Below are 22,530 nucleotides of genomic sequence, written 5' to 3'. Positions count from 1 at the left end.
CGTCACAACAGTGGATGCGGCGTCTCCCCCCTGGACGCTACTCCACCGCAGCACACAAACAGAGGAATATATGAACGTTCGCCGGCTTACCGTCAGCATTGCCGCCGCAGGACTCGCCTTCCTAGCGGCACCGGCAGCCCTGGCCGACGTCCCCACCGGTTCCGCCGGCACGGGCTCATCCGCCGTCGATACCGGATCGGCCGCGACCGGTTCGGCGGGCTTGTCCCAGACCGGCTCGGCCGGTGGCGCATTCGCCAATTGTGATGAAGCCCGCGCGGCCGGCCGGGCGCCGCTGTTCCGCGGGGAACCGGGCTATCAGCCCTCCCTCGATCCGGACGGCGACGGCTTCGCCTGCCCGACTGTCTGATAGCCCTGAAACGTAAAACACCCGGTGTGGCCGTGGCCACACTGGGTGTTTTACGTTTCGGCTCAGCGGAAGATCTTGACCAGCACCAACCCGACGACCACGACGGCCGCGCCGATCAGGCTGTACTTCACCTTCGGCTCGCTCAGCTTCGCCAGCACCATGTGCTTGGTGTCATCGGCAATGCGCTGTGGATCGGCCCGTACCGCGATTTCGTCGAGCGTGCTCGCGAGCCGTGTCCGCGCGGCCTCGATCTCTCGCTCGATCCGCTCGGTATCCCTAGCCACGTATATCCTCCTGTATTCAATGTGCCGCGAACCGCGCTCGCCGACGAGTCTAGCCAGCCGAGTCGCGGCGAGGCGGATACGTTGTCGGGTCATTCGATTACCGTGCAAAAGATGACCGACAACCGACGACTCTCCCCCGGCGATTCCGCCCCCGATTTCACCCTGCCCGACGCCGATGGCAAGGATGTGTCACTGTCCGATTATCGCGGCCGCAAGGTGATCGTGTACTTCTACCCCGCCGCGAGCACCCCCGGCTGCACCAAACAGGCCTGCGATTTCCGCGACAACCTCGCCGACCTCGAGGGTGCGGGCATCGAGGTCGTCGGCATCTCGCCCGATAAACCCGCCAAATTGGCCAAGTTCCGCGACAACGAAGAGCTCACCTTCCCGCTGCTCTCGGATCCCGACAGATCCGTCCTCACCGCATGGGGTGCGTTCGGTGAGAAGACCATGTACGGCAAGACCGTCACCGGCGTCATCCGCTCCACATTCCTGGTCGATGAAGAAGGCAAAATCGAAGTGGCACAGTACAACGTCCGTGCCACCGGCCACGTGGCGAAACTTCGTCGCGACCTGTCGGTGTAGAACCGCTGCCCGGTTCGTCGCCGTCCAGCAGCCGACCCACACTGACCCGCAGATCGGCTTGGCGTCCAGGTCGAACCCGCGTGAACGAAAGGTCCGGAGCCGCTGGGGCACCGGACCTCTCGAAGGTTTCTGCTAGGTGGGCTGCAATTGCTGGGCCACCCATTGCATGAGCAAGCGGACGTGGTTGTCCCACCAGCGGTAGAACTCAGGGGTGAAGGCAGCGGGCGGCGGAGCCTCACCCGGGAAGAGCATGGCTTCGTTCGGCGCACCGATCTTGGTGGTCGGACCTGGGATTCCGGTGCCCGGGAGTTGCTGAGGCGATCCAGCGGCCTCGTTTCCGAACTCGTGTGCATCCGGAGACATCAATACGGGTGGCAGAGCGCCCCACCGTTCGTTGTATTGCGGCAGGTTGTCCAGTTCGAGGCCGGCCAACGTCGAGTCGACGGTGGATCCGGCTGAGGTCGGCTGCCGGACCTCCGGACGATCGAACGGGTTGATATCCGGCTGCACCGAAGAACCCGCAGTGGAGCCACTCACCGATCCGGTCTTACCGTCGACCACCCGGGCATCCGCGGTGACCCGCGCGTCAGCGACGACCGCGCCCGTACTCCGCACCGTCGCGTACATGCCACCCGCGAGCAGACCGCCCGCTAATACACTGGCCGCAGCGAACAGCGCCGTGTGGCCGCGCGCACTCCGCACCGGCTCGTCCGTCTCGTCCGGCTCACTCACACCCGTCGCATCACTCATCGCAAACAGCGCCGCACCTACCGCCGAGGCGAACGTCGCGATCTTGCACGGCAATACCGGCGCACCGAAGCCGTCGATCGCCGTCTCCACCACCGCGCTGTCCACGGCCGAACCGATCAGCACCACCGCATCCGGCCGGACCATGGCCGCCTCGAATTGATCCCAGGCATTCGACACTGCCTCGTCGAGTGCCTCGGCGCTCGCGCCGCCGGTCTGGCTGGTCGCGGCCAGCACCCGGCTGCGCTTCCGGTCGACCAGCGTGAACGCCTGATGTCCGGCGACCACCTCGCAGATGAGCAGATCATCGAATTCATCGAGCCAGGTCATGATCCCGGCCACACTCAGATGCGCCGCCTTGGTCGATACCAGCGAGGCGGTATGCCACCGGCCGGACGCCAATTTGGTGACGATGGCGCGCCGCTCAGCGGCATCGCGGTAGGTGACCGCCGCGCCCACGATCTCCCGCTCCGACTCCAGCTCCGCGGCTAGTGTGTCCATCGCCGTCTGGACCGCGACCGCCAGATCCGCCTTCGAGTCGCCACGAGTTTTCACCACCCGCTGCAGCAGCACCCGCTCGGGTAGCTTCTCGCCATCGGCGAGGGCTACCGCGTGAACGGCGCCGCGTTCGGTGGACACGCCTAGTGTTACCACAGATCGAGCTCCCACTGATCACGCCTTCCCCGTGCAATTGCCGAGCTCACGAGCTTGCCGAAACCCCTGAGCCCCATGGATTCCCCGGCCCGAAACGAGCGTCCGGATGCACGCACGCTCGGTTATATGTTCGGAGCTATTTCCGACTTGGATGGGTGATGAAATGTGACAGTCCTTAACACGCAGATGCGGTGCGCGTATCGCTGGTGTGTCGATGCCGCTAGCCTTGAGACGTGGATGTACGCACGGAGGCCAGGTCGAGGCGACGACCGGACCCTGCGTTGGACCTTCAGGACGACCCGCAGGAGCTCATGCCGCGGCGCAGGCCGACTCAGGAACGCAGTAAACGCAAGTTCGATGCCCTCTTGCAGGCTTCCCGCGAATTGCTCGTCGAGGTCGGGTTCGAATCGTTCACCTGCGAAGAGGTGGCGGCACGGGCCGAGGTGCCGATCGGCACGCTGTATCAGTTCTTCGCCAATAAATATGTCATCGTCTGCGAGCTGAATCGCCAAGACCTGGTTGCGGTTTCCCAAGAGCTCGCCGATTTCCACGGTGAAATCCCGTCCTTGGACTGGTTGCGGCATATGAACCAGTTCGTCGATCACCTGGCGAATCTGTGGATGACCGACCCGTCCCGGCGCGAAGTGTGGCTGGCGATGCAGTCGACCCCGTCCACCCGAGCTACCGGCGCGATCCACGAAAAGGAATTCGCCGAGGTCGTCTCGCAAATGCTGCGCCCGCTAACTCCCCGCACCCCCCGCGCCCGCCGCACCATGATGGCCGAAGTCCTGGTGCACGTCGTCTATTCGATGCTGAATTTCTCCGTCCAAGACGACCAGAGCAATACCGAAGCGGTCTCCGAACTCAAACGCCTCATGGTCGCCTACCTCATGGTGGCGGAAAAAGAATCTCGAACCGCCAGCCAGCGCTAACTCTCGGCAATCAGCGTTCGAGCCGAGCCCCCTGTGCGCGGGGTGCCCGGCTCGAATATAGCGTGCCCGGTTCGGCTACTGCGCTTCTCGACCTTCGATCAGATCGGCGAGTTCGCCCGGGTCTTCGAGGACGACCATGGCGGCGGCGGTGTCGCCGTCGTGGGTCAGGGACAGGTGAACCCTTACGCGGGGCAGGAATTCGGCCGCGAGGCCGTGCAATTTGATACTCGGGCGGCCCCAGGCGTCGTTGACCACCTCGATGAGGGGGTACGGGTTGTCGCCGATCTGCGGGCGGCGCGCGAAACGCGACGACGCCCACGCCTTCAGCACTGCCTCTTTGGCCGCCCAGCGCGCCGCGTAACTGCGTGCCGGGTCGGTGCCCTTGCTCTGGCAGTAGCGCCGCTCACCGGCAGTGAAACTCTCCCGGAGCATGGTGGTTCCGGACCTTTGCAACTGTTCGGCGAACTCGGAGATGGTCACCAAGTCCAAGCCGATACCCAGGATGGTCAATGCGTCGCCGCTCCTCAGCCTTCGAGCCCAATGAAACTCCCAAACAAAAGTGAGAGTGCGGCCGCCGTAGCGACCGCACTCTGCACGGTAATGGCCGAAGCCGCTATGCCATAGAGCTACCCGCATCGAGTTGCCCGAGGATCACTGCCCCGGTGCCGCAGCCCGCGCCGTCGGCCCGGTAAATGCCGTCGCCCGACAGGCGCGCCTCCGGCGAGAGCAGCACATCGGCCTCCAGCTGCCGCTTCCGCTCCGACGGGGTGCCATCGGCACCGAGGCGCCGATCGGCGGGCCGCTCGTACAGTGGAGCACCGCCGCACATGGCCTCGGTGAACCGCTGCCGCCCGGCGAGCTGGCGCTCCTGCGCCCGGCGCTGGTATTCCTCGCGCCGCCCCGGCTCGATCGCCTGGATGAACGCCTGCGGATGCACCACCGCGAGCAGCCCCGAGACGTGGCCGAAGCCGAGCGAGGTCAACAGACCGGCCTTGAGCGGGAACCGCTCACCGAAGCGCAGCGGTTCGCGTGCCCAGACCAGATGCGGGTAGGCCTGCATCTTGTCATCGACACAGTCCAGGCTCCGATTCGGCGGCACCACACCGTTTTCCAACACCTGGCACAGGCCGATGAGCTGGAAGGCGGCCGCGCCACCCTTGGCGTGTCCGGTCAGGCTCTTCTGCGAAACCACGAACAGCGGCGCGCCTTCGGAACGTCCGATGGCCGTGGCCAACCGCTCATGCAGTTCGGACTCGTTCGGGTCGTTGGCCGCGGTCGAGGTGTCGTGCTTGGAGATGACCGCGATATCGTCCGGCGCCACACCGAGTTTGCGCAGTTCGGCGACGAACTTGGATTCGCGGCCGCCACGCCCCGCACCGAGCGCGCCGAGTCCGGGCGCCGGGATCGAGGTGTGCACACCGTCGGCGAAGGACTGCGCGAAGGCGACCACACCGAGCACCGGCAGGCCCATCTCCACCGCCACATCACCGCGGGCGAGCAGCACGGTACCGCCACCCTGCGATTCCACGAAGCCGCCGCGGCGGCGGTCGTTGGCGCGGGAGAAGTACCGATCGCTGATGCCCTTGGCGCTCATGGCCGCCGAATCCGCGGTGGCCGACATATCACCGAAGCCGACGATGCCCTCGATACCGAGATCGTCGAAACCACCGGCGACCACCAATTCGGCCTTGCCCAAACGGATCTTGTCGACGCCCTCCTCGACCGACACCGCAGCGGTCGCACAGGCCGCCACCGGATGCACCATCGCGCCGTAGCTGCCGACGTAGGACTGCACCACATGCGCGAGCGCGACGTTCGGCAGCGCCTCCTGCAGGATGTCGTTCGGGCGCGACTCACCGAGCAGGTTGTCGATGTAGAGCGAGCGCATCGAGGACATGCCGCCCATACCGGTGCCCTGGGTGTTGGCGACCAGGCTCGGGTGCACCCAGTTCATCAGCTCGGCCGGGCTGAACCCGGAGCTGATGAACGCGTCGACGGTGCAGACGATGTTCCACAGTGCGACCCGGTCCACCGAGGCCGCCATATCCGCGGAAATGCCCCAGATGGTGGGATCCCAGCCGGTCGGGATCTGACCGCCGACAGTACGCGACAGCTTGGCCTTGCGCGGCACCCGGATCTCGGTGCCCGCCTGGCGGATCACCTGCCAGTCACCGGAATCGGCGACCGGTGTGATCACGGTGTGTTCCGGATCCGCGGCGTGGAAGGCGCGCGCCTCGGCCTCGCCGCCGACCGTGAAGGTCAGATCCTGGTCCAGGAAGACCGAGGTCATCAGCGGTGCGGCATTGTCGATCATGGCGCCGTCGTCCTCGTAGCGGCGCACACCGCAGCGCGCGACGACCGCGTCGTGGTACTTCTCGGCCAGCTCGTGCTCGGCGACGTAGTCACCGGATTCGGTGTCGTACCAGCCGGGCTTGGGATCGTTCTCCCAAGCGACCATGCCGGTGGTCCAGGCGAGTTCGAGTACGCCGGCGGCCGACAGCTCGGCGGAGACCTCCATCTCGAACCGGGTGCGCGCCGAACCGTACGGACCGAGCTCACCGGCACCGACGATGACGACCATATCGGCGAGATCGGCGGTGACCGAACCCCATTCGGGCACCGGCAGCGCCGAAGTCATGGTCGGCGGTGTGGGCAGCGCCGAAATCGTCGCCGCGGCAGCGGCTTCCTCGGTCGCGGCCGGGGCGTCCTCCTGGGCCTGCTTGGCCAGTGCGGGCAGATCGAGCTCGACCCTGGCCAGGCCGCCGGTGAGGTCGATCTGCTGCGGTCCGGTGGCAGTCACCTGACGGGCATGCGATGTGCACCACTCGAGCAGTTCGTCGGCCATCTCGACGGTGGACCAGGTACGCACACCGGCCTTTTCGACCGCGGTCACCATCGGATCGTTGTGGCCCATCAGCCCGGTGCCGCGCACCCAGCCGATCAGGGCGTGTACCAGGGTGACTCGGCTCGACCACGACTTCTCGGCCCGCCACTTGGCGACCACCGCGTCGAGTGCGGCCTTGGACTCACCGTAGGCGCCGTCGCCGCCGAACATGCCGCGGTTGGGCGAACCCGGAAGCACCACATGCAGTTTCGCGTCGACATCGTGGTCGGCGCCGATCCTGGACAGCCCACCGATGAGCCGCTCGACCGACCAGAGCAGCACCCGCATCTCCATTTCGGCGCGGGCACCGGCATCGGCCAGATCACCGGCGACCCGCGGCGCCGCGAACGGCAGCAACAGGGTCGGGGTCATCGCGTCCTTGATCTTGACCTTCGCACCGCCCGCATTGTCGACCTGCTCGCTGCCGACCCAGTCGATCAGCGCGTCGACATCCTGGTAGGACGCCATATTCGCGGGCACGACCCAGAGCGCGGCGCCGTGCCGCGCGTTTTCACGGTAGAGCTTGCGGTAGAAGCCGAGCCGCTCGTCGTTGAGGCTCGAGGTGGTGACCACCACGGTGGCACCGCCACCGAGCAGCCGGCCGGTGGCCGCCGCCGCGATGGAACCCTTACTGGCACCGGTGATCACGGCGATATCCGAGGACCACAGGCCGGACTCTTCGGTGTCGAGCGCCGCCTCCGCGATGCGCTCGTACAGTCCGGCCAGCACCGAGCGGGCCTCCTGCTTGGCCTTCGCACGCCACCAGTTCGCCTGTGCCGCGACGGCGGCACCGGCACCCCGGAAGCCGTCCACCCAGTCCTCGACCGAGCCGATGTCGTCGAGCAGCCAGAGCTTGGCCAGATCCTCGCGTGCGGTCGCCCAGCGGTCGTCGATCAGCACGGCCTTGCGGGCATCGAAGGCAGGCGTGACCAAACGCGGCCAGTCCGAACCCAATTCTGCCGAGACCAGCTCGACCAGAGTGTCCTCGGTGGCCTCCGGCGCGGAGGCCTGCTCGGTCAGACCGAGCTGTTCGAGCACGACCCGAGCGGCCGTGGCCAACACGCCGTCACGACCGGTGATCTGTTCGGTGAACTCGCCCAGCGCCGCGGCGTCCACGGTGGCGCCGCCACCGCCGCCCGCGCTCGGCAGCGATACCGCGATACCGCGCCGGGCCGCGACGGCCTGCACGGCGGCGTCGATGGCCGCGTCGACCGAGGCCGCATCGCTCACACCCGCGACCAGCCCGCCGAGATCGCCGCCGCGCACGCTGACACCCTCACGGGTGCCGAGCGAAACCTCGGCGGTGACATGGTTGGCCCAGCCGTCGCCCAGCTCCCAGACCTTCTTGACCCGCTCGGCGATCGCGGCGGGCCGCTTCCCGGAGGGACCGAAGATCTTGCGCAGGTGGTCGCCGATGGCATCGGAAAGTACCGAACCGAAAGGCTTGTAGGTGCGGGCAAGCCGCTCGACCGTGGCCGAGAGCGCGCCCATATCGGCATCGGCGGCACCGTCGATTGCGCCGAGTGACAGCTCGGAGCCGAGGTCGACGAGCAGCTGATTGCGTCGCGACGAGACACCGTCGCACAGACCCTCGATGGTGTCGACCGGGCCGATCTGATCCAGCCGCAGCTTGGTCCACAGCGCGATGAGCACGCGGGTGGCGTCGGCGGCGGTGAACGCGATGTCATCCGGACGCGGGCCACCCGAGCTCGCGACCGGGGCGGCAACGGGGGCCGCGGCGACCGGCGTTGCGGCCGACGCGGTTTCGATCGGCTCGTCGGCGGGCTCGTCGACCGGCGCGGGATCGGTGTCGGTCGCGTAGACGATCGCGGCCTCGCGCTCGATATTCAGCACCTCGACGGTGACCGTGCCGAAGGCGGGCAGCTTCAACGTCTGGCTGGCCAGGTTCGCCACGGTCGGCGTTGCGCCCAAACCGATTTCGATGAAGCGCTCCACCCCGAGCCCACCATCGGCGGCATCGGTGAACAGCAGATCCTGGGTCTCGATCCAGCGCACCGGGCTGGCAAACTGCCAGGCCAGCAGCTCGATCAGCACGACACGGCACAATTCGGTCGGGCGTGCGGCCCAGTTGTCGAAGTCGGCGAGCACGGCGGCCAGCGGCTCCGAGGGCACCAGATCGGCGATCTCCTGGATGAATGCGCGCTCCAGTGAGAACGGCTTGGGCACCAGGTTCGGAACGTAGCGTCCGATCAGGATTTCCGAGTGCAGATCCGTGGGCAGCAGCTGCTCGAGCTTCTGTCGGAACTCCGGCACACCCGCGCGCAGCACCGTGGAGTGGAACGGCACATCGATACCGGGGACCACGATGAACGCCCGCTTGCCGCCGAATTCGGCACGGCGGCGTTCGATTTCGGTCTCGAGCGCCTCGAGGCCCTTGACCGTCCCCGCGATCGCGTACTGCGAACCGCGCAGGTTCAGGTTGACGACCTCGAGGAATTCCCCGACGCTCGCGCCGATACCGGAGACGAAGTCGACGACTTCGTCATCGGGCAGCCCGATCTGCGACGGCCGGATGGCGGCCATCCGATAGTCGCTGCGGCCCTGGGCGTCCCGGGGCACCAGCTGGTGCATGGCCGAGCCGCGCTGGAAGACGACCTCCAGCACCGCCTCCAGCGGCAGCACACCGGCGACGGCCGCGAGCGCGTTGTATTCACCGACCGAATGTCCGGCCAGCATCGCGCCCTCGACGTACGCGCCGGCCTCGCGCAACTCCGCGACCTGGGCCACACCGAGCACCGCCATGGCGACCTGGGTGAACTGGGTCAAGTGCAGCACGCCGTCCGGGTGCCGGTGTTCGACACCGCGCGCCTTGAGGTAGGTCGGATTGTCCCGAACCACGGCCAGAATCGAAAAGCCCAGTGCCGCACGGGTGTGCTTATCGGCGCGCTCCCAGATCTCCTTGGCGGCCTTCGAGCGGGCCCGGGCATCCAGACCCATACCCTTGCGCTGAATGCCCTGGCCGGGGAAGGCGTAGACGGTCTTCGGGGCGGCGGTGCGACCGGTCGCGGTCATCACCAGATCGCCGTCGGCACGGCAGGAGACCTCCACGATCTCGCTGCCCGCGTCGACCGCGATCCGCTCGACGCGCACGTCGATCTGCGCGCCCGGGCGGACCATGCCGAGGAAGCGACTGGTCCAGGCGGTCAAAGTCCGTGCCGGAGTAGAGCTTTCGGGATCCACCGCGGATACCGCGTGCTGCGCGGCGGCCGAAAGCCACATGCCGTGCACAATCGGGCTGCCGAGTCCGGCCAGTTTGGCGGCCGAATCGCTGGTGTGGATGGGGTTGTAGTCACCGGAGACCGCGGCAAAGGCTCGCATGGTGCGCGGTGCCAGGACGGTGACATCGCGGCGGCGCCGACGCGGCGTATCGGTGGCCGCGGCGGAGACCGCACCGGCCGCGCGCGGCGGATCGGAGAGCTCGCCCGCGCCGTTGCGGCCGCGGATGGCGAAGCGTTCGGTCAGCGTCGCCAACGGGACCACGTCGAGCCCTTGATCCCGCATCTCGCCGACGGACACCCGTACCTCTACGACGCGTCCGAGGTCGGTGTCGACAACCTCACCTGATTCGGCGCGGACAACGAGAATGCTGGTGTCCTGCGGCAGATCGCGTTCCAGCGCGATCTGGTGATCGAGGTGAACCAGATCCAGCATGCCCTCGATGACACTGTCGCCGCCGGTGCTGCGCGCGGCGCCGAGCACCGCGAAGACGGCGGGCCAGCACGCGCCGACGAGCACATCGGGCACGCTGCGTCCGAGCGTGCTGAGCGCGCCGGGCAGGCCCGAACCGGTAACGCCCGCATGATCGGCGATCAGGTCCGGAGTCCAGGCGACGTTGAGGTGTGCGACGGTGCCCTTCACCTCCGGCAGCGCCTGGCCCGCGGCGACCGCCAGCAGTGCGGACATGGCGGTATCGGCATCGCTTTCGGTGATGACCGGCGCGCCACCGTTGTGCAGGGAAGTCGGCACGGTGATGCGCAGGCGGATGCGCGCGGCGTCACCGCCGAACAGCGGCACCGTGAGCTCGACGTAGGCGTGATCGGCCTCCGGGCCGGTGGTTTCGGTGATCGTCGCACCGGTCGGTGTATGTACCGCGCCCTTATCGTCGACGGTCCATTCGGCGATATCGCCGAGGCGGTGGATCGGGTTGACCGTGGTGCGTCCGGACCATTCGACATCCGGCGCGGCCAGCACCGCGTCGATCGGTCCCTCGATGACACCGGCGCGGCGGCGCGCGTCGACCGCGACCGGCGCCACGCCGGCGCGGACCAGCGCGTAGGCCGTGTCCTGTTCGAAGCGATCGAGCAATTCGCCGACCGGCTCGTCGACGCGGGTGATACCGGCAACCGCGACCGTGCCCGGAATGACACAGACCTGATCGGCCGTGTAGCGCGGATCATGGGCCTGCCACAGTGAATCCGAACGCCACCAGCGGCGCACATCGCCGTCCACCACGGGCACGAAGTTCACCGGCTTACCGGGGATCTTGCACAGGCTGACGAAGAACGGCACATCCGCCGGGTGCAGCAGGGTCTGCTGGGCCGACGGATACTGCTGCCGCAGCGTGCACAGCGCCTCGACCGGGTTTTCGAAGGCCTCGTCGGATTCGAACAGCGTCGGGATCTCGCCGCGGTCGGCCGGATGCAGCCGGGATTCGGTGCGGCGCATCATCTCCGCGAACCGGTCACGCCAGGTGATATCGAGCCAGACCGAACGGGTGGCATCCAGGATGGCCTCACCGAGGTCGCTGCCGCAGTCGAAGTCCTTGCGGCGGTCCAGGCCGACGGCCAGCTCGACGTAGCGTTCCAGCCACTCGAGGTAGGTCATGGTGGCGATATCGCCGAAATACGGCTTGGCCGTGGCATTCAGCGCGGCGATGATCTCATCGCGACGCTCGGCGACCGCGTCGGCGTCACCGGCGACCTCGTCGAGCAGCCGGCCGGTGCGCGAGGCGGCATTGTCGATCTCGTGGATATCGGCGCCCAATTGGCTACGGCCGGAAGCCATTCCGCCGGTCGCGGTGCCCGCGCCGACCCAGTCCGGGGTGCCGGGGGTGTCGACGAGCAACTGCTTGACCTCGGGGGCGGTGGTGGCCTCGAGCGTCGCCATGGCGGCGGTGCCGACCAGTACGCCATCGAGCGGCATCACCGGATAACCGTGCGGCACAGCCCATTCACCGGTGAGGTATTCGGTGGCGCGCTCCGGAGTACCGATGCCGCCGCCGACGCAGACCACCACATTGTCGCGGTTGCGCAGCTCGGCGTAGGTATCGAGCAGCAGATCGTCCAGGTCCTCCCAGGAATGGTGTCCACCGGCCCGGCCGCCCTCGATGTGCATGATCACCGGGTAGTTCGGCACCTCGTCGGCGATGCGTAGCACCGCGCGGATCTGGGCGACGGTACCCGGCTTGAACGCCACGTGCGTGATGCCGACCTCGGTCAGCTCGGCGATCAGCGCAACGGCCTCTTCCAGCTCCGGAATGCCCGCCGTGACGATGACACCGTCGAACGGCGCACCCGCCGTACGAGCCTTCTGCACCAGGCGCTTACCGCCGAGCTGCAGCTTCCACAGGTACGGGTCGAGGAACAGCGAGTTGAACTGCACCGCACGGCCCGGGTGCAGCAGCGTCTTCAGCTCGGCCACCCGGTCGGCGAAGATCTGCTCGGTGACCTGACCGCCACCGGCCAGCTCCGCCCAGTGGCCCGCGTTCGCGGCCGCCGCGACGATCTTCGCGTCGACCGTGGTCGGGGTCATGCCCGCGAGCAGGATCGGGGAGCGACCCGTCAGCTTGGTGAACGAGGTCTCGACCACGATGCGTCCGCTGGGCAGGCGCACCGGGCGCGGCGCGAAGGCCGACCAGGGCTGAGCGACCTCGGGCGTAGCACCGGGAGTCAGCAGACTGCGCTGGCCGGCGCGGGTCGCGGCCGCGACGATGCCGACGCCCGTGCCCTTGATCGAGCCGCTGGTGAGCCGGCTGAGCAGATCGCCGGGACCCAGGTCGAGAATCCACTGCGCGCCGGCGGCGACAACGCCGTCGACCTCCTCGACCCAGTCGATCGGGTCGACGAGGATCTCCTTCGCCAGCGAACCCGCGAGCTCGGCATCCAGACCGCACTGCGACGCCCACCCGCTCACGATGTCGACCGTGTCGGCGAGCGCGGGGTGATGGAAGGCCACATCGACGGCCAGATCCTCGAAGACCGGCGCGAACACCGCGCCACCGCGCGACTTCGCATCGCGCTCGCGGGTCTGCGCGTCGTGGATTTGGGTGCAACGCTGGCGCACCCGTTCCAGCTGGTTCGGCGTACCGGAAAGCACCACGCGCCGACGACCGTTGCGGATCGAAACCACTGCTGCCGCAGCGGGATCCACGCCTGCGGACACCTCGGCCACCACTGCGCGCAACCGCTCGGGATCGACGTTCGACACCGCGACCATCGACGAACGCTCGCCCACCGGCATCAGGCCACGTCGGCGGGCAACCAAAACCGCTGCGGCACCGATCATTTGGGCGATGGCGAGCAGTTCGGCGTCGCGCTGCCCACCGGCCTGCACCGAGGTCGCGGCGAGGCGGCCCTGCGAATGGCCTACGACCGCGACCGGCGCCTGCTCATTCGCATCCAGCCCCTGCAGCCGCAGTGCGCGCACGGCGGCCACCTGCGTCAGGAATACACCGGGCATGGAAACCGCGGCCGACCGGAGCATCTGCTCCGAAGGCGCACCGGAAACCTCTGCCTCATCACCGTCGGCGAGCTCGTTCTCGAGCATCCAGCCGATCGGGTCGAAGCCGACCGGTCGCACGACAAGTAGTTGTGCCGCAACAGGTTCCAGCAGTTCCGCCGCTTCGTTGACCAATGCGGTCAGCTCGGGCTCCAGTGCGGCATCGCGCCCGATCTCCTCCAACTCACCGAGCCAACGCGCACCCTGCCCCCCAAAGGCCAGCGCATAGGGCGTTCCGCCCAGCAGTCGATCCACCAGCGGGGCCCTCGAACCCCCCTGCTGTGGCGCCCCATCCATTCTTGGGCTCTGTCCGGTACCGGCCGCAGTGCTCTCATTGATCGTCAAGACGCTTCGACTTCCTTCTCCTGGCGACATGCCGTCGAGACACGCCGCTCCCTCCGGTGCGCAGGTGTTCCTCACCAATGAGCCCTGATGACCGTAAGGATCCCAGAGAATCATGAGGAAATCCTCACGTTTACGTCTCACATCCGGCCTACTGCCGAGTATTTCCGTACATTCGTACCAGAATGTTGAGAAACATGACTCTCCCTCATGTTTAAACGCGCTGGTCCACCCAGTTACTAACGCGTACGAAACATGAGCACTCCTCACATTGACCGTTATATAATTGTTATAATCCCAGGTGGGGTTACCGGCGAGTACGACATACCCGGGGTGCGCTTCGCGATGCCGGTAAGGCCCGGTAGAGTTTGGACGGTCGTACCATCAAGCGCGAGTGGCGAAATTGGCAGACGCGCCAGATTTAGGTTCTGGTGTCCACGGACGTAGGGGTTCAAGTCCCCTCTCGCGCACTACTCGAGCACGTATTTGCATCAAATTTGATGCAAGTACGTGCTCGATCACCTTCTCGCGCACGTTTTCCCCTCGCTCTAGCCGTCAGACGTGGCCCAGATGGGACAGCGAAGCCCCTTACTGCACACCTTTCCGCCACCGATGCCCCCGGCGTGCGCGAGTAGAGGTTCGCTCGCCTCTCTGACACACGGCAGCGGCACAACTGAGACGGACGCGCGCATGAGCGATCCCTCGCACACCCCGCTGGCACACGGACATTGCGAAGTTGAGCCACACGGAATGTTTGCTGGACGGCGTCGACGACCCCATCGAGTGAATTTCCCATGTCGGTCGTGGTGTTCCGGGAAGCGTTCGGCTCACTGGACATCGCCATGCGGGCTGAAGGTTCAGGGTTCGACGGGCTGGCGACGAGCGTGCTGGTGCAGGGTCAGCAGCAGGTGATCGAATTGCGAGCGCGTCGCCGGTGATATCTGGATGGTGGCGATTTCGTCGATCAGGTGAGCCGCCAGATCACGCAGGCGGATGTTGGTTTCCTGCGACCGCCACACCAGTACGTGGAACGCTTGCTCGGCGCTGATGCCGTAGACGAGCATCAGCGTTCCTTTGGCCTGCTCGATCAGCACCCGATGTTGGAGTATCTGTGGTAGCAGGTCGTCGAGAATTTCGTGGGTCTGTGCGGCGTCGCGGTCGGTCAGGTCGATGTAGTAGCCCTCGGTGCCGACCACGGCGCCGGTGTCGTCGATGATCGAGTCCGACACCACCGCGACGTGGTGCTCGGTGCCGTGGGTGTCGATGATGCGGTGGCGGCTGGAGAACGGGGCGTGGTCGCGCACCGAGGTGACCAGTGCCGCTTCCACTCGGTCGCGGTCATCGGGATGTTTGTGCGACAGCAGCAGTTCGGTGGTCGGGGTCACTTCGCCGGGCGTGTAGCCGTGCATGCGGGCCACCTCGTCGGACCATTCCCAGCGTTGGTCGGCGAACCGGAACCGGAACCAGCCCGCGTGCAGCGCGTTGCCGGCACCGACCACCTTCTCCACCGAGGCCGACACCTCACCGGTGCCGCGGTCGTCCTCGGTCATGGCCTCGGTGTCGCATCCGGCGGCTGGGCGGGGGCCATGATGGTGTTCCACCAGGACCGCGGGGGGCTGGGTTCGGGCCAGTGCACCACCGGTGAGTCGCCGGAATCGCTTGCGGCGGTGAGCGTGTGGCCCGAGTCGAGGCAATGATCGTCTGCGGCATGCGGATGTGATCGAGGGGTCATGATAATCCTTGTGCTGATGTTAATCCTTGTGCTGATGTACTGGTCGGCGCGCGTTGCTCACCGTGCCGGGGGCCAGGTAGCACGAGCCTGTCGGGTTGTGGCCGCGGGACCCGGGTCACGGCATGTGGTAGCGGCAGCGCGGCCGGCGTTGTCGCGCACGGTGCGGGCGGTGTGACGGGATGGGTGCGGTGGTGGGTGCGCGGCTGTAGGGCACGCGGTGTTGAACCAGGCCACCTGGCCGTGCTGCCAGTGTGGTAGTTCCCCCCTGCCGTCGGCGTGTGGGTCGCACCGGGTGGTATCGGCCGCGGCGGTGGGGGTGTGGTCAGTCGGTGTTGCCGTAGTCGTGGTCATAGTCGTCATCGCAGTCGAGTGGGGTGATCCAGGCTTGGTCGAAACGGTCGGCGATCGCGGCGGCGTCGAAAACGGCGCGCACCCGTTCGGCCAGTGGGTGTAGCGCGGTGGTGTCCAGGCCGCCGTCGCGGTCGCTGTCACCGACAAGAGCGTTCTGTTCGGCGCGGTCGAAGTCGCTGCCTGCCGGGACGAAGGTCGTGGTGTTGGTCATGGCGGTCCCCTCCTCGGATGTCATCGTGGGAGTCGATTCGGCGAAAGGGCCGGGTGAGCCCGGAAGCCTCGAGCTGACCGGGCTCACCCGTCGACGGAAGGAATCTGACGCAGTGTTGTGAAGGATCGCGCGCGGGGACGGGAACGACGCGCCGGCCTGCGATGCCACCTCGATTGGCTGTGCACGCCCGTCTCGAGTGTCTCGGACAGGGGACTGGTGCCGGGGTGCAGGCTCAGGGGTCGACGCGCTCCCGCCTCCCACGCGGATCGGTTGTGCTGTTGGGGAACAGGCATCACCTCCTCGAACGCTCACGATCTCGGATTCTGGACGGCACCGCGCCCGGACCCGGGGGACCGCGCGGAGCCGGTGAGACCGGGCCCGGGCTGCGGCCGTGCAGGCGGGCGGGCCGCCCCGTGCGCGCCCGCCCGGACCGGTGAGACCGCGGCGCCGGGTTCGGGTTCGGGTTCGGTCCCGGGCGCGGGGCGCGGCGGCACTCAGAATCTCCTCGACCTCGGCGAACAACTGCTCCAGGTCGGGATCCAACGCGAGCAGCCACGCATCGGGCCACGAGGTTTCCGGGGCGCTGGTACTGGTCGATGTTGCTCATCACCGGACCCGATCGTCGCCGTGGGAGACCCGGGGTCAGGCGTTGATGGCCTGACGGTCGGGCTCGGCGCGGGTGATCTCGATCTTGCGGGGCTTGGCCTTCTCCGCGACCGGGATCGACAACCGCAGCACGCCGTCGCGATAGTCGGCGCGGATCGCGTCGGTGTCGAGGTTGTCACCCAGGAACAACTGGCGGGAGAACACACCGCGGGTGCGTTCCGCGGCGATCATCGACCGCCCCGGATCCAGCTCCGGGCGTGAGGCCTTCACGGTGACCACATTGCGCTCGACATCCAGGTCGAGAGAGCCGGGTCGATACCGGGCAGGTCGAATTCGACCAAGAACTCGTCGCCGTCGCGCCAAGCGTCCATCGGCATCACCGCCGGCCGCGCCGGCGTGCCGAATACCGCCTGCGTCAGGCGATCCAAGTCACGAAAGGGATCGGTACGCATCAGCATGGTCGCCACCTCCCATTCACTCCATTCTCTATCGAAGGAACTCAGATAACTTGTGTCATCTGGCTTAGATTTGTTTTAGCGCTCTACAGAGGAGAGTGCAAGCGCGATGGTGAGGTAATCTGGAGAGCACGAGAGAGGAGCCCGATGCTGCCGGATCGACACGACCATCACCCGCCCGGTCACCGTCCCGGCCCGGGGCAGGCGGTGTACGGGATCTCGGTGGCCGCCGAGCTGGCCGGGATGGGAGCGCATTCGCTGCGCCTGTACGAGCAGCACGGGCTTCTCACCCCGGCCCGCAGCTCGGGTGGCACCCGCCGCTACAGCGACGACGACCTGGCGCGGCTGGCGCGTATCGCCGCCCTGGCCGGGCAGGGGATCAACCTGGTCGCGATCGCGCGGATCCTCGACCTCGAAGACGCCAACACCGCGCTGCGCGACACCAACGCCGCGCTCACCGCCGAACGCGACCAGCTCCGCGGCCACCACCGCCACTGCTCGTGACCGGCATGACATGCCGGTCACGAGGCCCTGTCACCAGGTAACACGATCCTTACCGCCGACGTACGCGGCCTTCGCCCCGACTTGCGGGCGGTGACACGACCCTTACCGGAACTCCTGGCTCGGCGGCGCAGGGAGCCGCGTCAGGCCGAGGGTGGCGGGTTCGACGTGGGATCCGAGGTGGCGAGGGTCAACCGGTCTTGCTGGCGGACGTTGCAAGCTGGATACATTGCCGCGCAAGCTGTTCCGCAGTGCAAGTGCCGTCGCCGGCCAGCGGCGGTCAACTGGTTCGCCGGGCGCGGGCGGTGGTCAGAGCAGGAGATGGAAGATATCGAAGGCGACGTTCCATTCGGCGGTCCCGGGGTTCTTACGGTCCGGTTCGATCGTGACGAATGTGTGCGCCAGCGCCACGCTCAAGCCCCCGGCAATCAGCGGCAGTCGCTGCTCGGTCGCCTCGGAGAGGGTCACGTCCAACGGCGGCCGGGCCGTCAGTTGATCGAGCACAGACTGTAGTTCGATCTCCTGGTCCAGTTTCTCGAACCGGTGGATGCTCTCCTGCAGCCCCTTGGTGATCGGCAGGTCCCACGGTTCGATCACGTCCCTCAGATTTGCCTTTGCCGAGGCCTTGCCGATGAGGATCAGATCGTAGATCTTGTCGTCGACGAAATCCGTATAGCGCTTGAGATCGTTCCGGTCGACTTGCAGGCCGGCCGCTGACCGGAAGAATTGCTGGAATTTCACGGTACCCATCACTGGCATCTCGTCAGCTCCTGTCGAAGTATTCATGGATTTGGCGAACCGCCATCGCTCCCTCACCGACAGCGGATGCGACCCGTTTCACAGAGCCGTTGCGGACATCGCCCGCAGCGAACAGGCCGGGCAGGCTGGTTTCGAGCGTCCTCGATGGCCGGTCACCGATCCGCCGGTTGCCGTCCTCACGGGTGTGGACCGCGTCGCCGGTGAGGACGAAGCCGTGGTCGTCGAGTGCGATCGTGTCGGCCAGCCACCCGGTGTGCGGCACCGCCCCGATGAAGACGAACAGGGCATGTACCCGGAGGGTGTGCTGTTCGCCCGTGTGATTGTTCTCGACCACGATCTCGTCGAGGTACTTCTCACAGTGGACCTCGCGAATCTCGGTGTTCCGGTGGACGGTCACGCGCGGATGGCGCTCGATCTGGTCGACGAGGTACCGGGACATGCTCTTTCCGAGGTCACCGCCGCGGATCAGCAGGTGAACGTGGGAAACACGGTCCACGAGAAAAACAGTGGCCTGTCCGGCGGAGTTACCGCCGCCGACGATGGCCACAGGGTCGGTGCCGCACATCCGCGCTTCCTGATGGGTTGCGGCGTAGTACACGCTCGTCCCCTCCAGTACCTCGATCCCCGGAACCGCCAATTTGCGGTATCGCGCCCCGGTGGCGAGCACGACGGCCCGGCCACGAACCGTGCCGCCGTCGGCCAGCCGGAGCACATGGTGCCCGTCCTCGGACCCCACACCGGTCACCTCCGCCGACACCAGGATGCGGGCGCCGAACTTCCCGGCCTGGATCACGGCCCGCTCCGCCAATTCGGCGCCGGAGATCCCTGCCGGGAAGCCGAGGTAGTTCTCGATCCGAGAGGAGGTACTGGCCTGGCCGCCTGCGGCGAACGACTCCAGTGTCACCGTGTTCAACCCGTCCGAGGCGCCGTACACCGACGCGGCCAGACCGGCCGGTCCCGCACCCACCACGACGAGGTCGCACACGTCCTGGGCTGCGTCCCGGACCGAGTCCGGGACCGGAAGCCCGACGATGCGGGCGAGTTCCGCATTCGTCGGATTGTGCAGCACCTTCTCGCCGTGCCAGATCACGACGGGAGTGTCCTCGGGCGCGACATCCAGACTGCGCAGCAGCTGCTCCGCCCTTTCGTCCCGCTCCACATCGATCCACCTGTGGGGCAATCGGTTTCGCATGGCGAACTGCCGAAGCCGCAACGTATCCGGTGAATAGCAGGAGCCGATGATCCGGAACCCCGAACCGAGCCCGATCAGCAGGTGCCGCCGCACCAGGTAGGCGCGCAGGATCAGATCGCTGAGCACTGGATCGTGGGAAATCAGCTCCCGCACTCGCTCGACCGGGACGACGAGCATCTCGCCGCCCTCGATCGCCTCGGCGGTGAAGAACGCCACCTGGCCTTCCAGCAACCCGAGCTCGCCCAGGAATCGGCCCGGACCGTGCACGCGCAGTATCCGGCGTTCGCCGTCTCCGTCGCCCTCGTCGATGATCGCGACCTTGCCCGAGAGGATGACGAAGAAGTCGTTGCTGGGTTCACCCTCTCGGATCAGCACCTCACCGTCATCCTGCTGCATGGCCAACGCCGGTGTCGTCAACACCACCTGGCGAGGCTTGACACCGGTAACTGAACTCCCATGGGACCGCCCGCAGACCTCCTCGCGCGGACCGTGCATGTCGCCGCGACCACAGGCAACAATCCGGAACTGGACACGCTGTTGCTGCGTCCGCACACAGCGCGATACTGTCCCGTCGCCGGGCCGGTACAGGGCGAGCGGACGAGAATAAGGCCGCGAACAGGGCAAGTAGAACGCAAGTGCGTGAGTCAACCGCGGTGCTGTCGGCGAGGCTGCTGTCGCGTCTGCCGGGCTGGCGACGGTTGTCAAGACCGCAACCGAGTTGTTCGCACACATGCGTCACTGCGGCAAGGTGTCGTTCAAGGTCACGACAGACCAGTGCGAGAAAATCGCCCGCTCGAAGAATCTGCCGTCCTTCAAAGCTTGTTGGCAGACCTCGGGCGCATTCGAACATATGTGAAGCAGTTGCGGCTCTGAATCTGACTGCGGCGTAGAAGAAACAGGACTGGAAGTTGCAAGACCTCTCGCTCATCACCCGTGCAGGTTTGGTCAAGGCTGCCGGTATTGCAGTTTTGACCGTATTGGCGGCAACGTCGATCGTGCCGACCGCCAAGGCCGAGCCGGGGATCGGACTGCCAGGTGCACCCGCTACGTCGAAGATGGCGCCGGATGGTTCTCGCATCACCGAAGTTCACGTCGTCAACGACCGGCAACTGTTGCTCACCGTTTACTCCTCGGCGATGAACAGCGAATATCAGGTCAAGGTCGATCGTGCAGCCGACACCTCGGTGCCGCGCCCCGTGCTGTATCTGCTGAGCGGCGGAAGTGGAGGAATCGGTCAGGCGTCGTGGGACCGCGAGACCGGTGCAACCGAGTTCCTGACCGCGAGAAATGTCAATGTGGTACAGCCGCTGGGCGGCGCGGGCTCTTACTACACGGACTGGCGCATGCCGGATCCACATCTCGGAGTGCAGAAGTGGAGGACGTATCTGACCGAGGAGTTGCCCCCGCTTATCGACAGTGAACTCGGCACCACCGGGGTGAATGCCATTGCCGGAGTGTCGATGTCGGGTACCTCGGTCCTGCAATTGCCCATCGCCAAGCCCGGCTTGTACAAGGCGGTCGCCTCCTACAGTGGCTGCGCGGCGATCTCCGACCCGCTAGGCCAGGCCTATGTCCGTCTCACCTCGGCCTACAGCGGCGGCAACGTGGCGAACATGTACGGCCTGCCCGATGATCCGATGTGGATCGCCAACGATCCCTATGTCAATGCGGCCGGCCTGCGGGGCATGGACATTTATCTCTCGAGCGGCAACGGAGCACCTGGCCCCTACGACCACGTCGGCGATCGCCACCTGGTAGGCGGTGGTGGGGAAATCGCCTTGGTGAACCAGATCCTGGTCGGCGGCGTCATCGAACTAGCGGTCGATCAGTGCACCCAGAACTTGGCTGCCCGCCTCGCGGACCTAGGGATACCCGCTACGGTGGAACGCCGCCCCTACGGCACTCACTCCTGGGGTTATTGGGACGATGAACTGAAGGCATCGTGGCCGGTGTTGGCCCACGGACTCGGTCTGTAATCAGGCCATGGCCCATATTCACCAGGGTGCGCCATGTTTCGCGGCGCGGTGAGCCGAAGCGTCGGCCTGCCAGCCGATCTCGGGCCGGCCAAGACCATTACAGACCTACCCGCTGGTCCTCGATCTTGCCGGCGACAGCGTCCTCGTCGCGGTGACCTGCCGGGTTCTCGGCTTCACGAAGCAGACGTCCCATCCATGGCGCAAAGATCCTGTCTCGCAGCGTGATCGGGACGACGCGCATCTGATCAACGCCGCTTCGGCGGCGAATCGTTGCGCCGCGAGTTGCTCGGTGGTGCTCGGCTGCGATGCTGGCCCGTCTCAACCCGATGGGACGTGGAAAATGTCCATGCGGTCCGCGACACGAGCAGACGGTTGCAATCGGTCGTGACAACCGACGGCATCATAGATGCCGCAGTCGGGCCGAATGCTCATGCGCACCCCCTCGATGCCTCGGATCAGGACTCGTTCGCCTGGCCGGCCGCGGCTCCGGCGGCTATTGCGTCGCGCAGGCTTTTCGGACGCATATCAGTCCAGTTCTTCTCGACGTATTCGATGCAGGCGCTCCGACTGTCCTCACCGAACACGACGTACCAGCCGATTGGGATCTCGGCGAAGCTCAGCCAAAGACAATACTGCTCCTCGTCGTTGCTCAGAACGAAGAACCGGCCGTCTTCGTCGTCGAAGGGATTGGTGCTCATTTCACCTCACTGGAAGCTGACATTGCACGGACGCATAAATCCTGCTCCGCGCTGTGAATATTCGGACAAGGTCACTCGATTTTCCGATGGTCAAACAAATGCGGCCTCGATTGTTTCGCGCAGCCGCCCAGGTCATCGAGAAGCCGTGCAGCGTAGCCCTTCAGAAGATAGGCCCCCTCGATCGAAAATACCGGTATCGGAACAACGAGACAATCAGGGCGACAAGCCCCCGGAATCACACCCCGAGCAGGTTCACGAGCACATCTGCGCGGCCTCCGACCCGTTGACCGTCCAGGTGCACACCCTCAGATTCTCCTTTCGTTGGGAGCGATATTTCCCGCAGATGAATCCCATGAGCCGCATGGTATTCGAGACAGCGCGGCGCACGGATGGGAGCCCAGGTCCGAAATCCATCCACCGCAGCCTCGGACGTCACGGAGTACGCGCTCGTCATGCGTGTCACCGGAAACCATTCTGCATAAATCGGACAAAATTCGATACTCGCCCACGATGTGC

The 22,530-nt window shown here is 66.3% G+C and carries 14 protein-coding genes, 1 tRNA gene and 2 pseudogenes; 7 read left to right on the top strand and 10 right to left on the bottom strand.

Annotated elements, in window-relative coordinates:
• Window positions 1-70 precede the first annotated feature (70 nt).
• Window positions 71-367, top strand: a complete 297-nt coding sequence (locus ACW2Q0_RS10425) for an excalibur calcium-binding domain-containing protein (protein ID WP_457188629.1) — start codon at window positions 71-73, stop codon at window positions 365-367.
• Window positions 368-429: 62 nt separating this feature from the next.
• Here the strand turns inward: ACW2Q0_RS10425 and ACW2Q0_RS10420 are convergent, their stop codons facing one another.
• A complete protein-coding gene (locus ACW2Q0_RS10420) occupies window positions 430-651 on the bottom strand; it encodes a DUF3618 domain-containing protein (protein WP_457188627.1) in 222 nt (73 codons plus the stop codon).
• Window positions 652-762: 111 nt separating this feature from the next.
• Here ACW2Q0_RS10420 and bcp point away from each other — a divergent pair, with 111 nt between their 5' ends.
• Entirely contained in the window at window positions 763-1,236 is a 474-nt protein-coding gene (bcp, locus tag ACW2Q0_RS10415) for a thioredoxin-dependent thiol peroxidase (protein ID WP_457188625.1), read from the top strand.
• Window positions 1,237-1,368: 132 nt separating this feature from the next.
• Here bcp and ACW2Q0_RS10410 read toward each other — a convergent pair whose 3' ends face one another.
• Window positions 1,369-2,622, bottom strand: coding sequence for a hypothetical protein (locus tag ACW2Q0_RS10410; RefSeq protein WP_457188623.1), 1,254 nt, complete (start codon window positions 2,620-2,622; stop codon window positions 1,369-1,371).
• A gap of 326 nt (window positions 2,623-2,948) precedes the next feature.
• Between ACW2Q0_RS10410 and ACW2Q0_RS10405 the strand changes: the two genes are divergently transcribed.
• Window positions 2,949-3,569 (top strand): TetR family transcriptional regulator, encoded by a 621-nt coding sequence (locus ACW2Q0_RS10405; protein ID WP_457188868.1) that lies wholly within the window; start codon window positions 2,949-2,951, stop codon window positions 3,567-3,569.
• Window positions 3,570-3,644: 75 nt separating this feature from the next.
• Here ACW2Q0_RS10405 and acpS read toward each other — a convergent pair whose 3' ends face one another.
• Together acpS and ACW2Q0_RS10395 are read right to left on the bottom strand one after the other, a co-directional pair.
• Window positions 3,645-4,079, bottom strand: a complete 435-nt coding sequence (acpS, locus tag ACW2Q0_RS10400) for a holo-ACP synthase AcpS (RefSeq protein ID WP_364794574.1) — start codon at window positions 4,077-4,079, stop codon at window positions 3,645-3,647.
• Between the two features lie 103 nt (window positions 4,080-4,182).
• On the bottom strand, window positions 4,183-13,536 hold the full coding sequence (locus ACW2Q0_RS10395; RefSeq protein WP_457188621.1) for a fatty acid synthase subunit beta domain-containing protein: 9,354 nt from the start codon (window positions 13,534-13,536) through the stop codon (window positions 4,183-4,185).
• Between the two features lie 385 nt (window positions 13,537-13,921).
• Between ACW2Q0_RS10395 and ACW2Q0_RS10390 the strand changes: the two genes are divergently transcribed.
• Window positions 13,922-14,003 (top strand) — tRNA-Leu (locus ACW2Q0_RS10390).
• Window positions 14,004-14,390: 387 nt separating this feature from the next.
• On the opposite strand, the gene ACW2Q0_RS10385 is transcribed toward ACW2Q0_RS10390, so the two are convergent.
• The 3 genes and pseudogenes from ACW2Q0_RS10385 to ACW2Q0_RS10375 form a co-directional block, all read right to left on the bottom strand.
• Complete coding sequence (locus tag ACW2Q0_RS10385; protein WP_457188619.1) at window positions 14,391-15,083, bottom strand: PAS and ANTAR domain-containing protein; 693 nt, start codon at window positions 15,081-15,083, stop codon at window positions 14,391-14,393.
• 504 nt (window positions 15,084-15,587) lie between these two features.
• Window positions 15,588-15,827, bottom strand: a complete 240-nt coding sequence (locus tag ACW2Q0_RS10380) for a hypothetical protein (RefSeq protein ID WP_457188617.1) — start codon at window positions 15,825-15,827, stop codon at window positions 15,588-15,590.
• A gap of 642 nt (window positions 15,828-16,469) precedes the next feature.
• Window positions 16,470-16,891, bottom strand: a pseudogene (locus ACW2Q0_RS10375) (Hsp20/alpha crystallin family protein).
• A gap of 144 nt (window positions 16,892-17,035) precedes the next feature.
• Between ACW2Q0_RS10375 and ACW2Q0_RS10370 the strand changes: the two are divergent.
• A complete protein-coding gene (locus ACW2Q0_RS10370) occupies window positions 17,036-17,392 on the top strand; it encodes a MerR family transcriptional regulator (RefSeq protein WP_457188615.1) in 357 nt (118 codons plus the stop codon).
• A 306-nt stretch (window positions 17,393-17,698) separates the two neighbouring features.
• Here the strand turns inward: ACW2Q0_RS10370 and ACW2Q0_RS10365 are convergent, their stop codons facing one another.
• Together ACW2Q0_RS10365 and ACW2Q0_RS10360 are read right to left on the bottom strand one after the other, a co-directional pair.
• Window positions 17,699-18,139, bottom strand: coding sequence for a DUF1931 family protein (locus tag ACW2Q0_RS10365; protein WP_457188866.1), 441 nt, complete (start codon window positions 18,137-18,139; stop codon window positions 17,699-17,701).
• Window positions 18,140-18,152: 13 nt separating this feature from the next.
• The gene (locus ACW2Q0_RS10360; protein WP_457188864.1) at window positions 18,153-19,736 is read right to left on the bottom strand and encodes an FAD-dependent oxidoreductase; all 1,584 of its coding nucleotides are present in this window, start codon (window positions 19,734-19,736) and stop codon (window positions 18,153-18,155) included.
• A 512-nt stretch (window positions 19,737-20,248) separates the two neighbouring features.
• On the opposite strand from ACW2Q0_RS10360, the gene ACW2Q0_RS10355 reads away from it, so the two are divergent.
• Both ACW2Q0_RS10355 and ACW2Q0_RS10350 read left to right on the top strand, forming a co-directional pair.
• Window positions 20,249-21,316 (top strand): alpha/beta hydrolase, encoded by a 1,068-nt coding sequence (locus ACW2Q0_RS10355; protein WP_457188613.1) that lies wholly within the window; start codon window positions 20,249-20,251, stop codon window positions 21,314-21,316.
• Window positions 21,317-21,416: 100 nt separating this feature from the next.
• Window positions 21,417-21,572: pseudogene (locus ACW2Q0_RS10350) on the top strand (IS3 family transposase); the annotation flags it as partial.
• Window positions 21,573-21,771: 199 nt separating this feature from the next.
• Here the strand turns inward: ACW2Q0_RS10350 and ACW2Q0_RS10345 are convergent.
• A complete protein-coding gene (locus ACW2Q0_RS10345) occupies window positions 21,772-22,014 on the bottom strand; it encodes an MbtH family protein (RefSeq protein ID WP_457188611.1) in 243 nt (80 codons plus the stop codon).
• Between the last annotated feature and the right edge of the window lie 516 nt (window positions 22,015-22,530).

It is taken from the genome of Nocardia citri (genome assembly GCF_054065835.1).
Note: the sequence above shows the minus strand (reverse complement) of the source record. Positions and strands in the feature narration are given on the sequence as shown.

Coding starts and splice junctions, on each gene's coding strand:
- bcp (WP_457188625.1), top strand. CDS start 763: ATGACCGACAACCGACGACTCTCCCCCGGCGATTCCGCCCCCGATTTC.
- ACW2Q0_RS10345 (WP_457188611.1), bottom strand. CDS start 22,014: ATGAGCACCAATCCCTTCGACGACGAAGACGGCCGGTTCTTCGTTCTG.
- ACW2Q0_RS10365 (WP_457188866.1), bottom strand. CDS start 18,139: ATGGGTACCGTGAAATTCCAGCAATTCTTCCGGTCAGCGGCCGGCCTG.
- ACW2Q0_RS10360 (WP_457188864.1), bottom strand. CDS start 19,736: ATGCAGCAGGATGACGGTGAGGTGCTGATCCGAGAGGGTGAACCCAGC.
- ACW2Q0_RS10425 (WP_457188629.1), top strand. CDS start 71: ATGAACGTTCGCCGGCTTACCGTCAGCATTGCCGCCGCAGGACTCGCC.
- ACW2Q0_RS10385 (WP_457188619.1), bottom strand. CDS start 15,083: ATGACCGAGGACGACCGCGGCACCGGTGAGGTGTCGGCCTCGGTGGAG.
- ACW2Q0_RS10380 (WP_457188617.1), bottom strand. CDS start 15,827: ATGACCAACACCACGACCTTCGTCCCGGCAGGCAGCGACTTCGACCGC.
- ACW2Q0_RS10370 (WP_457188615.1), top strand. CDS start 17,036: ATGCTGCCGGATCGACACGACCATCACCCGCCCGGTCACCGTCCCGGC.
- ACW2Q0_RS10405 (WP_457188868.1), top strand. CDS start 2,949: ATGCCGCGGCGCAGGCCGACTCAGGAACGCAGTAAACGCAAGTTCGAT.